The 12578-nt window shown below is 72.3% G+C and carries 12 protein-coding genes; 9 read left to right on the top strand and 3 right to left on the bottom strand.

Annotated elements, in window-relative coordinates; genetic code table 11:
* Positions 1-67 precede the first annotated feature (67 nt).
* Complete coding sequence (locus ASF37_RS11440) at positions 68-1108, top strand: DUF3048 domain-containing protein (RefSeq protein WP_056574322.1); 1041 nt, start codon at positions 68-70, stop codon at positions 1106-1108.
* A gap of 48 nt (positions 1109-1156) precedes the next feature.
* Here the strand turns inward: ASF37_RS11440 and ASF37_RS11435 are convergent, their stop codons facing one another.
* The gene (locus ASF37_RS11435; RefSeq protein WP_056580659.1) at positions 1157-1819 is read right to left on the bottom strand and encodes a TetR/AcrR family transcriptional regulator; all 663 of its coding nucleotides are present in this window, start codon (positions 1817-1819) and stop codon (positions 1157-1159) included.
* Positions 1820-1955: 136 nt separating this feature from the next.
* On the opposite strand from ASF37_RS11435, the gene ASF37_RS11430 reads away from it, so the two are divergent.
* Positions 1956-2486, top strand: a complete 531-nt coding sequence (locus ASF37_RS11430) for a hypothetical protein (RefSeq protein WP_056552239.1) — start codon at positions 1956-1958, stop codon at positions 2484-2486.
* 90 nt (positions 2487-2576) lie between these two features.
* On the opposite strand, the gene ASF37_RS17470 is transcribed toward ASF37_RS11430, so the two are convergent.
* Positions 2577-3416 (bottom strand): MerR family transcriptional regulator, encoded by an 840-nt coding sequence (locus ASF37_RS17470; protein WP_056580655.1) that lies wholly within the window; start codon positions 3414-3416, stop codon positions 2577-2579.
* 17 nt (positions 3417-3433) lie between these two features.
* On the opposite strand from ASF37_RS17470, the gene ASF37_RS11420 reads away from it, so the two are divergent.
* The 4 genes from ASF37_RS11420 (at position 3434) to ASF37_RS11405 (ending at position 7019) form a co-directional block, all read left to right on the top strand.
* Positions 3434-3994 (top strand): YqgE/AlgH family protein, encoded by a 561-nt coding sequence (locus ASF37_RS11420; protein ID WP_055968771.1) that lies wholly within the window; start codon positions 3434-3436, stop codon positions 3992-3994.
* Positions 3995-4073: 79 nt separating this feature from the next.
* Positions 4074-4355: a DUF3039 domain-containing protein gene (locus ASF37_RS11415; RefSeq protein WP_235492853.1), complete on the top strand. Its 282-nt coding sequence runs from the start codon at positions 4074-4076 to the stop codon at positions 4353-4355.
* On the top strand, positions 4348-6042 hold the full coding sequence (locus tag ASF37_RS11410) for a DEAD/DEAH box helicase (protein WP_055968767.1): 1695 nt from the start codon (positions 4348-4350) through the stop codon (positions 6040-6042). The genes ASF37_RS11415 and ASF37_RS11410 overlap by 8 nt, the downstream gene beginning before the upstream one ends.
* 20 nt (positions 6043-6062) lie before the next feature.
* The gene (locus tag ASF37_RS11405) at positions 6063-7019 is read left to right on the top strand and encodes an alpha/beta hydrolase (protein WP_056574313.1); all 957 of its coding nucleotides are present in this window, start codon (positions 6063-6065) and stop codon (positions 7017-7019) included.
* Between the two features lie 132 nt (positions 7020-7151).
* On the opposite strand, the gene ASF37_RS11400 is transcribed toward ASF37_RS11405, so the two are convergent.
* Positions 7152-7775 (bottom strand): TetR/AcrR family transcriptional regulator, encoded by a 624-nt coding sequence (locus ASF37_RS11400; RefSeq protein ID WP_055968762.1) that lies wholly within the window; start codon positions 7773-7775, stop codon positions 7152-7154.
* A gap of 130 nt (positions 7776-7905) precedes the next feature.
* On the opposite strand from ASF37_RS11400, the gene ASF37_RS11395 reads away from it, so the two are divergent.
* From ASF37_RS11395 to ASF37_RS11385, 3 genes are all read left to right on the top strand, one after another.
* Complete coding sequence (locus ASF37_RS11395; RefSeq protein WP_056580652.1) at positions 7906-8790, top strand: oxygenase MpaB family protein; 885 nt, start codon at positions 7906-7908, stop codon at positions 8788-8790.
* 98 nt (positions 8791-8888) lie between these two features.
* The gene (locus ASF37_RS11390; protein ID WP_056580649.1) at positions 8889-11441 is read left to right on the top strand and encodes a hypothetical protein; all 2553 of its coding nucleotides are present in this window, start codon (positions 8889-8891) and stop codon (positions 11439-11441) included.
* 90 nt (positions 11442-11531) lie between these two features.
* On the top strand, positions 11532-12569 hold the full coding sequence (locus ASF37_RS11385) for an LLM class flavin-dependent oxidoreductase (RefSeq protein WP_056580646.1): 1038 nt from the start codon (positions 11532-11534) through the stop codon (positions 12567-12569).
* The last annotated feature ends 9 nt before the right edge of the window (positions 12570-12578 follow it).

Here is a 12578-nt window from a genome sequence, read left to right as displayed (position 1 = left end):
GCCGACACCTGCGCGTCGTGCGGCCCCGGTCCCGCGGAGGGCGTCCGGCGTGCGGCATGCTGGCGGCATGCTGTCGCGTCGTGTCGCCGTGCTGGTCCCTGCCGTCGCCGCGAGCCTCGTGCTCGCCGCCTGCTCGTCCGACTCCGAGCCCAAGGCGGAGCCCGAGGCCTCCAAGGGTGCCGGGGCGAAGCTCGTCCAGGTCTCGCCGGTCACCGGCGAGGCCCTGCCGGACGGGCCGCCGGACAACCCGGTCTTCGTCGTGAAGATCGAGAACACCGCCAACGGCGCACCCCAGGTGGCGCTGGACAAGGCCGACCTGGTCGTCGAGGAGCTCGTGGAGGGGGGACTCACGCGGCTCGCGGCCCTCTACTACTCCGAGCTGCCCGACCAGGTCGGGCACGTGCGCTCCATGCGCGCCACCGACATCGGCATCGCCGCTCCCGTGGCCGGCCAGATCGTGGCCTCCGGTGGTGCCTCCGGGACGATCCGCAAGGTCAAGAAGGCCGGCATCACCGTCTTCTCCGAGGACGAGGGCGCTGCCGGCTTCAGCAGCGACCCGGCCAAGGTGCGGCCGTACAACCGACTGATCGACCTGCAGCGTCTCGACAAGGCGGCCAAGGTCGCCCCGATCCCCGGCCCCTACCTCTCCTGGACCCCGGTGAAGGGGTCCGAGGCAGCCGAGGAGTCCGCCGCGCCCGAGTCGTCCGCCTCCGCAGCGCCGAAGCCCACGCCCGCCTCCACCGCGTCGGTGCGCTTCTCGCCCTTCTCGACCACGCAGTGGAAGCGCGACGGTGACACCTGGGTGCGCACCAACGGGCACGCCGCCAAGGAGTTCAAGGCCGACACGCTCGTCGTGATGTTCGCCGACGTCGGCGACGCCGGCTACACCGACCCGGCCGGCAACCCCGTGCCCGAGACGAAGATGAAGGGCTCGGGCCGCGCCGTGCTGCTCACGGCCGACGGTGCCCTCGAGACCACGTGGACGAAGAAGTCCAACGACTCCACGATCACGTTCGAGGCGAAGGACGGCACGCCCGTGCGGGTCACGCCCGGCAAGACGTGGATCGAGCTCGTCCCCGAGGGCGACGGCGCGCTCGACGTCGGCTGAGCCCGACACCGCGCCCGTCGACGGGCCGGGGGAGAAGGCTCGGGCTGGTCAGGCCGGGGGATCGGCGAGCGAGGGCAGCAGCCGCATGCCCGCGAGGATCCCGCTGATGGAGGCCTGCACCTCGGCCGCGGCCTGGTCGGCGTCCTCGGCGTCGGCCACGTACTCCGAGCTCGACCGGATCGCGCCGAAGAAGATCGCGGCGTAGGCCTCGCTCAGCTCGCCGGCGCCTCCGAGGTCGTCGAGGAGGGCGTCGACGGTGCGCTTGACGATGCCGAACGACGCGGCACGCTCGGCGACCACCCAGCGCTCGTGGCCCAGGGCGACCGGGCCCTCCTGAAGGCAGATCCGGCGGAACTGCGGCTCGCGGCAGACCTCGAGGAAGCCCTCGAGCCCGATCTGGGCGCGCTCCCACGGGTCGTCGACGGTGTCGATGCGCTTCTCGATGGCGCGCGTGGCCGACTCCTGGAGCCGGTCGAAGACGCTCTCGAAGAGCGCGAGCTTGCTGGGGAAGTGGTGGTAGAGCGCGCCCTTGGTGACGCGGGCCGCGGCGACGACCTCGTCGAGCGACGTGCCGGCGTACCCGTGGGCGGCGAACAGCTGCGTGGCGTTGTCGAGGAGCGCACGCTTCGTGCTCGAGGAGTAGCCGCTGCGGCGGGTCGTGCTCCGGGCGGCGCGGAGCACCTTCTTCTGCACCTTCGCGGGGCTGCTCATGCGATCCATCCTACGCACGGGGGGTGGTGAGCCTCACAACCGCTGGGATTGCCTGACCTGCGCCGATACAACATACTCAAAGTACGTACCGAGGGTATGTTCCCTCGCACGACGGTCCCCCGAAAGGAGCACCTCCATGACCTGGGATGCCTACAACCGTCGCAAGTCCGCCCTCCGCGAGGTCCTGGCCCTGGCCGATCGCCGGCGCCACGACACCGCCGACCAGCTGCTCGACGCGGTCCCCGACGCGCGCGTCGCGTTCGGTGACGACCTCTCCCTGCTCTTCGACGTCCAGATGGCCTGGTACCAGCGCCTCAGCGGCGAGCTCGACCGCACGGTCCTCGAGGGCGACTCGCCGGCGACCGTGGCCGTGGAGGCCTGGGTGGCCTGCGCCGCCGAGATGCCCGGCGCGCGTGCGCTGCTCGACGCCCACCGTGACCGGCCGGAGCTGGCCAAGGCCTTCGCCAAGGAGCGCGCGCTGCTCGCGGTCTCGGCCGGTGTCTCCAGCTGGCACCCCGACCTGGTCGGCCAGGGCGAGCACCTCGTCTCGCGGGCCCGTGAGCAGGTCGAGTACCCCAGCGTGGAGTCGATGCCCCCGCTGCACGGGGGCTCGGAGAACCGCACCAGCGCCTTCATCACCCGCCTGCGCAACGCCCTCGCGGCCTGAGCAGGTCCCCGCACGTCACCTCGCCCGCGCGTTCCCTCCCTCCAGCGCGGGCGGGGTGATTTCCCCGGCGCGGCGCCGTCGTGGACGACGTCAGTGACGCGTGCGTCGCTCGCGGCCGCGCAGGCCGACCTCGTCGAGCTGGGTGCCGATCTCCGCGTCGATCGCCTCCGCCAGCGCGTGGCGGAACATCGCGTAGGTCACCTGGCTGGCGACCGGAAGCAGCTTCTCGATGGCGCCCAGCACCTCCGGCGCCTCGTCGGCCGGAAGTCCGTGGTCGATGAAGGGCTGGGCGATCGCCGCGACCGCGTTGGAGACGAACGCGTCGGCGATCGCGCGCAGGTTCTTCTGCATCAGGGGGAACAGCGCGATGATGTCGTTGGCGGGCAGCCCCAGGGCCACGGCGGCGGCGCCGTTGCGCACGATGGCCGGCTGGATCAGGCGCACCGACTCGTGGTCGTCCTCGACCCACGCGGCGAGGCCGAACTCCACGAGCGCGTCGATGAGTGCGTCGTCGCGGTCGACGTGGGCCAGCGCGGCGAGGGCGTCGCGGCTCATGAGCTCGGGCTCGACGTCGCTCCACGGCTCGTCGAGCAGGTGCAGCAGGTCGAGCGCGGTGGCGGTGGCCGTCGCGGGGCTCGAGAGCACCGCCTTCTCGACGGCCGCCAGCGTGTAGCCACGGTCGAGCAGGTCACGCACCAGCTGGAGGCGCTGCAGGTGCCCGCGGTGGTAGTAGCCGGTGCGGCCCTCCAGGCGCGGCGGGTCGATGAGACCGCGAGCGGCGTAGGCACGCACGTTGCGGACCGTCATGTTCGCGCGCGCCGCGAGCTCGTCGACCGTGAACTCCTCGTCGGGTCCGGGCGCCTCGGAGACGGCCGTCAGCGGCGACCCGTCGGCGTCGGCGGGCCCGGTTCCGTCCTCCGACGCAGGCATGCGGGCATCATAGAGGCATGGAGTCGCTGCGCGGTCAGCTGCTGGTGGCCACCCCGGCCATCGAGTCGGGTCCGTTCCTGCGCAGCGTCGTGCTGCTGCTGGACCACGACGACGGCGGTGCGCTGGGCGTGATCCTCAACCATCCGCTCGACGCCGACGTCGAGGACGTTCTCCCCGCCTGGGGGCGGGCCGTGAACGCCCCGGACTGTCTCTTCGAGGGTGGCCCCGTGGCCACCGACTCGGCGTTGGCGGTCGGCGTGCGAGCCGTGGCCGACGTCGGGCCGACGCCTCCGCAGGGGTGGCGACCCATGGCGGGTCGGGTCGGACTGGTCGACCTCGACGGCCCGCTGCCCCGGGAGGGCAGCCTGCGAGGGCTTCGGGTCTTCGCCGGGTACGCGGGATGGGGGCCGGGCCAGCTCGAGGACGAGACCGCCGAGGGTTCCTGGCTCGTGGTCGAGGCGCGCGACGACGACGTGCTCTCGCCGGTGCCCGAGACGCTCTGGCGCGAGGTGCTGCGTCGTCAGGACGACGACGTCCGCTTCTGGGCCACGTTCCCGGACGACCCCTCCAGCAACTGACCCGCGGGGTCGGGTGCAGGGGCCACCGCCGGCGCGTGGGGGGCCTCGACGTCGTGGCGGAGCCGTTACGATGTGCGACGTGGGATTCTTCGGCAGCGGCACCCAGACGGTCCAAGACGAGCGCACCGACCAGCGTGGCGACGAGCGCCTCGAGGACGGTGACCACGAGCGCTTCAGCCACTACGTCCCGAAGGACACGCTGACCGAGGCCATGGTCATGGGGACCCCCTGCATCGCCCTGTGCGGCAAGGTCTGGACCCCCAGCCGGGACCCGCAGCGCTTCCCGGTGTGCCCGGAATGCAAGGAGATCTGGGACGGCATGCAGCCCGGCGGCGAAGGCGACTCCGGCTCCGATGCCTAGCCAGCGCCTCCGGGCCTGGCAGCGTGACGCGTTCGACCTCTACACGCGCACGCAACCGCGCGACTTCCTCACGGTCGCCACGCCGGGCGCCGGCAAGACCACGTTCGCCCTCACGATCGCGGCCGACCTCATGCACCGCGGTGTCGTCGAGCGCATCGTCGTCGTCACCCCGACCGACCACCTGAAGACCCAGTGGGCGCTGGCGGCGTCGGGACTCGGCATCCGGCTCGAGCCGGCGCTCGCCGGTGCCATGCCGCCGGGGTTCGACGGATACTGCGTCACCTACGCCGGGCTCGCGGTCAACCCCAACGGCCACCGCGTGCGCATCGACGCCCGCAAGACGCTCGTCATCCTCGACGAGGTCCACCACGCCGCCGACGCCCTCTCGTGGGGCGACGCGGTGCAGGAGGCCTGCGAGGGAGCCACCCGGCGCCTCTCGCTCACCGGGACCCCGTTCCGCTCCGACGACAACCCCATCCCGTTCGTCACCTACGCCCCGCAGCGCGACGGCACGAAGCAGAGCGTGGCCGACTACGCCTACGGGTACGGTCGCGCGCTCCGTGACGGCGTGGTCAGGCCGGTGCTGTTCATGGCCTACTCGGGGCAGATGCACTGGCGCACGCGCGCCGGCGACGAGGTCGCCGCACGGCTGGGCGAGCCGCTCACGAAGGACGCGACCGCGCAGGCCCTGCGCACCGCCCTCGATCCGGAGGGCTCCTGGATGCCCACGGTGCTGCGTGCCGCGCACCGGCGGCTGATGGAGGTCCGGCGCGACATCGCCGACGCCGGCGGGCTCGTGATCGCGACGGACCAGGACTCGGCCCGTGCGTACGCCAGGCTCCTGGCCGACATCACCGGCGAGGTCCCCACCGTGGTGCTCTCGGACGAGGCGGGCGCCAGCGCCCGGATCGCCGAGTTCTCGGCGTCGATGTCGCCGTGGCTGGTCGCGGTGCGCATGGTCAGCGAGGGTGTCGACATCCCTCGTCTGGCCGTCGGCGTGTACGCCACCACGGTCGCCACGCCCCTGTACTTCGCCCAGGCCGTCGGACGCTTCGTGCGAGCACGCCGCCGGGGCGAGACGGCGTCGATCTTCCTGCCGAGCGTCGCCGGCCTGCTCGGTCTGGCCGCCGACCTCGAGGCCGAGCGCGACCACGTGGTCGGCCGTCCGGTCAAGGACGAGGGTGACCTCTTCGCCGCCGAGGCCGAGATGCTGGCCCGCGCCCAGGCAGGGGAGTCGGCGTCGGCCGAGCTGGAGCAGGGGACCTACCAGGCGCTCGGCAGCGAGGCCGACTTCGACCGCGTGCTCTTCGACGGCGGCGAGTACGCCGGTGCCGTCTCGGACTCCCTGGACGACGACGACCTCGACTTCCTCGGCATCCCCGGTCTGCTGGAGGCCGACCAGGTCGCCGAGCTGCTGCGCGCGAAGCGGTCCAAGCACGCGTCGGCTCCGCGGGCAGCGGCGTCGCGCACCGCCGCCGACGTCGCCCACGAGAAGCGCAGCGAGCTGCGGCGCGAGCTGAACGGCCTGGTCGGTGCCTGGCACCGGCGCACCGGGCAGCCCCACGGCGTCACCCACGCGCAGCTCAGGTCGCAGGCCGGCGGACCGGCCGCCGCGCTGGCCACCGTCGAGCAGCTGCAGCAGCGCGTCGACCTGCTGCGCAGCTGGGCTCTCCGGGCGTCGGGCTGAGCGCGCCGTAGCGTGGCCCCATGACCCTGCCTCTGGTGACCCGCGTGTTCGGCGTCCTCGAACGTCTGTCGTCGACCCCGATCGAGGAGGTCGACGACTTCGCGCAGCGGCGTGAGCAGCGGCTGAGGCTCCAGCGCTCGCCCGTCGGGCGCTGGCTCTTCGGCACCGCCGACCCCGCGGTGCGCACGACCGAGCACCTGGTCGACGTCGACGGCCGTCCGCGCCGGTTCCTGCAGCACCGGCTCGTCGGGGGTCCGGCCGCCACGACCGCGCCGCCGGTGGTGCTCAACCTCCACGGCGGCGGCTGGGTGCAGGGCAACCCCGAGCAGTCGGCGTGGTTCGCGAGCCGCGTGGCGGCACGGACGGGCGCCGTGGTGCTGTCGTTCGACTACCGGCTGGCACCGGAGCACCCGTTCCCCGCCGGCGTCGACGACGCGTGGGCGGCGCTGCAGTGGGTCGTCGAGCACGCCGAGGAGCTCGACGTCGATCCCGAGCGGGTGGCCGTGATGGGCGACAGTGCCGGTGGTGGCCTCGCGGCGACGGTCGCGCTGATGGCCCGGGACGCCGGCGCGCCGCGTCTGCGCGCCGAGGTGCTGGTCTACCCCGGGGTGGAGGCGTACGACCGGTGGCCGAGCGAGGACGAGTTCGCCGACGCGCCCGTCCTCACCTCGTCGAACATGCGTGGCTTCGTGCGGCGCTACCTCGGCGACCAGTACGGCACGCTGGACTGGCGCGCGTCACCCATCCGCGCCGCGTCGCACGCAGGGCTGCCGTCGACGCTGGTGCTGGTGGCCGGGCACGACCCGCTGGCCGACAACGGTCGCCGCTACGCGGCCCAGCTGGGGGAGCAGGGCGTGCACGTGGTGCTCCAGGAGTTCCCCGAGGCGCTGCACGGCTTCATCAGCCTGCCGGGCGTGAGTCCGTCGGCCGCCGACGCGGTGCAGGCCACGTCGGCGTTCCTGCGCGACGTGCTCTGAGCGCGCCCGCGTCGGGCCGGGCTCGACGCGTCAGAGGTAGGTGACGCACCGGACCGACGGACCCCAGGTAGGTCTCGCACCTCATCAGGGCCGGGACCGGTGCGTCCCCTACCTCCGACGGCGTGCGGCCGCTCAGGCGTCGAGCACGGTGGGCACGACCTCGTCGACGATCGTCACCAGCGTGGCGCGGAGCAGCACGTGCACCTGTGCGCGGTCGAGCGTGCCCTGGAGGAGCCACTCGCGCGCAGCCGAGCGCGCCAGGTTCCCGTAGGTGCGGACGAGGGCCCGCAGGAGCTCCTGGGGCGCGCCGCCCGGGGTGAGACCGACCGCCTCGAGCACGCGGTCGACGGTGGCCCCCTCCGCCTCGTCGAGGATCTGCTCCAGGGCGGGGTCACGGCCCAGGCCGTGGGCGTCGGCCGCGGCGATCCAAGTGGTGCCGGCCGCCTCGAGGGAGTCGACGTACCAGGTCACCGCGGCGTCGATCCGCTCGTGCACGGTGCCCTCGGGCAGGGACTCCACGGCCACCGACGGCACGGTGGCGGCCTCGCGCACCACCTCGAGGTAGAGGTCGCGCTTGGTGCCGAAGTAGTGGTTGATGAGTCCCCGCGCCACGCCCGCGTCGCGGGCGATACCCGCCAGGGACACGTCGGGGTAGGGCCGTGCCGCGAAGGCGGTGGTGGCCGCGGCGAGGATCTCCGACCGTCGCTGGTCGGCGCCGAGCCGTTGCCAGCGTGGTCCCTCGGGAGTCGTCGTCACGCGACGAAGCCTGCCACGACGGGCCGCCGGAGTGCTCGGGCGTTGACGGCGCGCCCGAGCGGTGGCATTGTTGGCGCCGCGCCAACAAGAGTGACGCGACCCACCCCGACCGCCGGACGGAGATCGAGCGATGCGGATCCCAGGCCTGCTGCCCCGCGACCACTGGGTCGAGCGCATCGAGTCGCTCGACCCGACGACCGACTACGAGGACATCTCGCGCATCACGGGACACCACGAGTTCCCGTGGGACATCCAGCAGGCGCTCAGCTTCGCGCTGTTCCGCACGTACGCCGTCCCCAGCATCGGCCGACTCCTCGGCGCCACGGAGGAGTTCACCGAGCGCACCCAGAAGCGCCACGACGACACGGTGATCGTGCTCGAGACCGTGCTCGAGGACGGTCTGGAGAATCCGCAAGGGCGTGCGGCGATCCGTCGGATGAACCAGATGCACGGCAGCTACGACATCGCAGGCGACGACATGCTGTACGTGCTCTGCACCTTCGTCGTCGCTCCCGTGCGCTGGATCGAGGAGTTCGGCTGGCGTCCCCTGACCGAGACCGAGAAGGTCGCGGCCGTGCAGTACTACCGCCGGCTGGGACGCCTCATGGGGATCACCGGGATGCCCGAGGACCTCGCCGGCTTCGAGCGGCACATGGACGAGTACGAGTCCAGGCACTTCGCCTTCGACCCGGGGGGCCGGGCCGTCGCCGACTCGACGTTGGCGCTCTTCGCCGACTTCTACCCCCGGCCGCTGAGGCGCGTCATGCGGGTCTTCGCCGTGGCGCTCCTCGATGCGCCGCTGAGGCGCGCGTTCGGCTACCCCGACCCCCCGCGCTGGGTGCAAGGTCTCGCTCGGCGGTCCCTGCGTCTGCGGGGGAGGGTCGTGCGCCTGCTGCCACCGCGTCGCCGGCCCTACGACCCGCGCCGGTCGCACCGCATCCGCAGCTATCCCGGCGGGTTCATGGTCGAGCGGCTCGGCACGTTCCCGTCGTCGATGCCGGCCGACGTGGCCTGACGGCGCGTCCGGCGGGGTCTGGTCGCACCGCCGAAGAACCGGTACGGTCGTACCGGATCGAGGGGTGACTCATGGGTAGGTTCGTCGTTGGACCCGGCATGACACGCAGGCGTCGGCACAGCTGGGGCATCGCGGTCGTGGTCATGACCATGACGCTGACCGCGGCGATGCTGCCCGCCTACGTCACCTGGACCGAGCAGTTCCACGGTGACGCGACGCCCGACGCCGCCGTCGACGGCACGAGCCTCGACGGGGCCGACGCCGCCGCGGTCTCCGTCCTCCAGGGCGGCGCAGGGAACGACGGCCACGACCACGTGCACAACGATCCCGCGACGAAGAACGCCGTGTCACGGACACCGGACTCCGCAGGGACCGCCGATCGCACGAGCGCCACGCAGGCCGCCGCCGGTCGTTCGGCCGTGGAGGCGCAACGGGCCGAGAAGGACCCGACCTTGCTTCCCGGGATGGCACCGGCGAAGAGGGCGTCGGTCCCCGCGGACCGCTACGCCATGGCGGGCGGCTGCTACGCGCTTCAGGGCCCCGACGGCCGGTGGGTCCGCCGCTCCGGCGTCGGCTGGAGCACCTCGGCGACGAGCGTCACCGACGCGGAGCCGTTCCACTTCCAGGCCACCGACCTCGGCAGCTACCTGCTGTTCGCGAAGGACGAGAGCTTCCTCTCGGTCGGGCTGCTCGGCGTGGTGGGCCGCACCTCCACCGCGTCGGCGAGGACCACCTGGACGGTCGATCGCACCGCGAAGGGCTTCACGTTCGCGCGTGGTGCGAAGGTGCTCGGCGCCGACGCCCGTGGACGGCTCACCGAGCGGGACTCGACGCCGTTCGCCCTTAGGCTCACGACCGGCTGCGCGGCCTGGCCGGAGATCACCACGAACGTGAAGGGGGAGCCGCACCGCGGTGCCTCGCCCTTCCAGGAGGTGCGCGGCTACCTCGACGCCCACACCCACGGCATGGCCTTCGAGTTCCTCGGCGGGCAGGTGCACTGCGGTCGCCCCTGGAGCCCGTACGGCGTCAAGGCCGCGCTCGTCGACTGCCTCGACCACCAGCTGGCCAACGGTGCGGGTGCCCTGCTGGAGAACCTCATGAGCAAGGGCGGCACGCCCGTCGGCTTCCACGACCCCGTCGGCTGGCCGACGTTCAAGGACTGGCCTGCGCCGGACTCCCTGACCCACGAGGGGACCTACTACAAGTGGATGGAGCGGTCGTGGCGCGGCGGGCAACGCCTGTTCGTGAACCTCCTGGTCGAGAACAACCAGCTGTGCACCGTCTACCCGCTCAAGCGCAACTCCTGCGACGACATGGACAGCATCCGTCTGCAGGCCAAGCAGATGCGCAACCTGGAGCGGTACGTCGACGCCCAGTACGGCGGCCCCGGCAAGGGCTGGTACCGGATCGTCACCGACCCGTTCGAGGCGCGGAAGGTCATCAACGACGGCAAGCTCGCCGTCGTCATGGGCATCGAGACCAGCGTGCTGTTCGGCTGCTCCACCAAGCTCGACCAGCCGCAGTGCACGAAGGCGGAGATCGACCGTCAGCTCGACGAGGTGCACGACCTCGGTGTCCGCCAGATGGAGCTGGTCAACAAGTTCGACAACGCCCTGTCCGGCGTGGCCGGCGACACCGGTGGCATCGCGCCGCTCATCAACGGCGCCAACTTCCTGGAGACCGGGTCCTTCTGGGACATGAGGACGTGCGAGAACGGCCAAGAGGGGGTCGAGGACCGCAGCCAGCTCACGGCGCCCACGCTGGTGCCCGAGCAGGACGCGTTGTTCGGGGCGATCGCGAAGCTCTACATCCCGGTCAAGCTCCCGCTGTACGCCTCGGGTCCGCACTGCAACGCGCGCGGCCTCACGTCGCTCGGTGACCACACGATCCTGCGGATGGCCGAGAAGAAGATGCTGTTCGACCCGGACCACATGAGCGTCGCGGCACGGAAGTCCTCCCTCGACCTGGTCGAGCGGATCGACTACCCGGGCGTCCTGTCGAGCCACTCGTGGTCGACCCCCGACGCCTACCCCCGCATCTACCGGGCCGGTGGCGTCATCACCCCCTACGCCGGCGACAGCGACGGCTTCGTCGAGAAGTGGCGCCAGCACCTCGCCTGGGCCGACCCGCGGTACTACTTCGGGTTCGGGTTCGGCGCCGACATCAACGGCCTCGGCGCCCAGGGAGACCCGCGTGGCGCCGACGTCCCCGACAAGGTCACCTACCCGTTCAAGGGGCTGGGCGGGGTGACGATCGACAAGAACGTGAGCGGCACCCGCGTGTACGACATCAACACCGACGGCGTGGCCCACTACGGGCTGTACCCCGACTGGATCGAGGACCTGCGCAAGCAGGGCGGGCAGGCCATCGTCGACGACATGGCCCGAGGCGCCGAGGCGTACCTGCAGACGTGGGAGCGCGCCGAGGGCGTCGCCAACGACGGCTGTCGCGACCGCGCGGCCCGCCCGAGCGACGCAGTCGTCACGCGGCTGAGGACGGGCTCGTCCGTCGAGAGCGTCCTCAGGAAGGTGGGTCAGCCGCACAGCCGGCTCGGGACCAGCTTCGGCTACTGCACGAAGACCTCGGCGGGTGCCACCAAGAAGCGCACCGCCACCTTCACCCCGAGCGGCACGCTGAAGAAGGTGGTCTGAGGCCCGTCGTGCTGGACCCGTCCGGGCCCCGTCTCGGGGGCGCCCGGCCGGCGAGGGAAGTCTTCGGCGCCCTCCGGCGTTGACCCCCGTATGCGCTTGTCCGTCCTCGACCTCGTCCCCGTCCGCACCGACCAGACGACGTCCGACGCCGTCGCGGCCTCCGTGCAGCTCGCCCAGACCGCCGACCGGCTCGGGTTCGAGCGCTACTGGGTGGCCGAGCACCACAACATGGCCGCGGTCGCCGCCACCAGTCCTCCGGTGCTGATCGGCATCCTCGCGTCGGCCACCGACCGGATCCGGGTCGGATCCGGCGGGGTGATGCTGCCGAACCACGCGCCGCTCACCGTGGCCGAGCAGTTCGCGCTGCTCGAGGCCGCCTACCCGGGCCGCATCGACCTGGGGATCGGTCGCGCCCCGGGGTCCGACCCCGTCACGTCGTGGGCCCTGCGGGGTGCCACCGGGCGCGACGACACCGACGTCGAGAACTTCCCGCAGTACCTCGACGACGTCACCGCGCTGATGGACGGTCGCGGTGTCCGCGTGCCGATCCCGCAGCGCGAGTACATCCTCAAGGCCACGCCCGTCGCCGCCTCCACGGCGCGCCTGTGGCTGCTGGGCTCGTCCATGTACTCGGCGCAGCTCGCGGCTGCCAAGGGTCTGCCCTACGTGTTCGCCCACCACTTCTCCGGTCACGGCACGGAGGAGGCGCTCGCCCACTACCGCGCGAACTTCCGTCCCTCGGACCTGGCGGACCGGCCCACCACCTTCCTCACGGTCAACGCCTCGGTCGCCGCCACCGAGGCCGAGGCCCACGCCCAGGCCCTGCCGAACCTGCAGAACATGGCACGGCTGCGCACCGGCCAGCCCCTGACGGCACTCGACCTCGTCGAGACCGCGCTGGCGACCGACCTGCCGCCGCAGCAGCAGGCCATGGTCGACGCGGGGTCCGCCCGCTCGGTCGTCGGCGACCCGGCCGGTGCCGCCGCGCAGGTGCGCGAGATGGCCGAGCGGTTCGACGTCGACGAGGTCATGCTGCACCCGGTCGGGTCGGCCCGCCTGGGCACCGACCCGCGCACCTCGCCGGCGCGTGACGAGACCCTCGAGCTGCTCGCCAAGGAGCTGCTCTGAGGGTGTGCG

This window comes from Aeromicrobium sp. Leaf289 (assembly GCF_001423335.1).
Taxonomy (GTDB): Bacteria; Actinomycetota; Actinomycetes; order Propionibacteriales; family Nocardioidaceae; genus Aeromicrobium.
This window is presented reverse-complemented; position numbering and strand designations above follow the sequence as displayed.

Coding starts and splice junctions, on each gene's coding strand:
- ASF37_RS11440 (WP_056574322.1), top strand. CDS start 68: ATGCTGTCGCGTCGTGTCGCCGTGCTGGTCCCTGCCGTCGCCGCGAGC.
- ASF37_RS11435 (WP_056580659.1), bottom strand. CDS start 1,819: ATGAGCAGCCCCGCGAAGGTGCAGAAGAAGGTGCTCCGCGCCGCCCGG.
- ASF37_RS11430 (WP_056552239.1), top strand. CDS start 1,956: ATGACCTGGGATGCCTACAACCGTCGCAAGTCCGCCCTCCGCGAGGTC.
- ASF37_RS17470 (WP_056580655.1), bottom strand. CDS start 3,416: ATGCCTGCGTCGGAGGACGGAACCGGGCCCGCCGACGCCGACGGGTCG.
- ASF37_RS11420 (WP_055968771.1), top strand. CDS start 3,434: ATGGAGTCGCTGCGCGGTCAGCTGCTGGTGGCCACCCCGGCCATCGAG.
- ASF37_RS11410 (WP_055968767.1), top strand. CDS start 4,348: ATGCCTAGCCAGCGCCTCCGGGCCTGGCAGCGTGACGCGTTCGACCTC.
- ASF37_RS11405 (WP_056574313.1), top strand. CDS start 6,063: ATGACCCTGCCTCTGGTGACCCGCGTGTTCGGCGTCCTCGAACGTCTG.
- ASF37_RS11395 (WP_056580652.1), top strand. CDS start 7,906: ATGCGGATCCCAGGCCTGCTGCCCCGCGACCACTGGGTCGAGCGCATC.
- ASF37_RS11390 (WP_056580649.1), top strand. CDS start 8,889: ATGACACGCAGGCGTCGGCACAGCTGGGGCATCGCGGTCGTGGTCATG.
- ASF37_RS11385 (WP_056580646.1), top strand. CDS start 11,532: ATGCGCTTGTCCGTCCTCGACCTCGTCCCCGTCCGCACCGACCAGACG.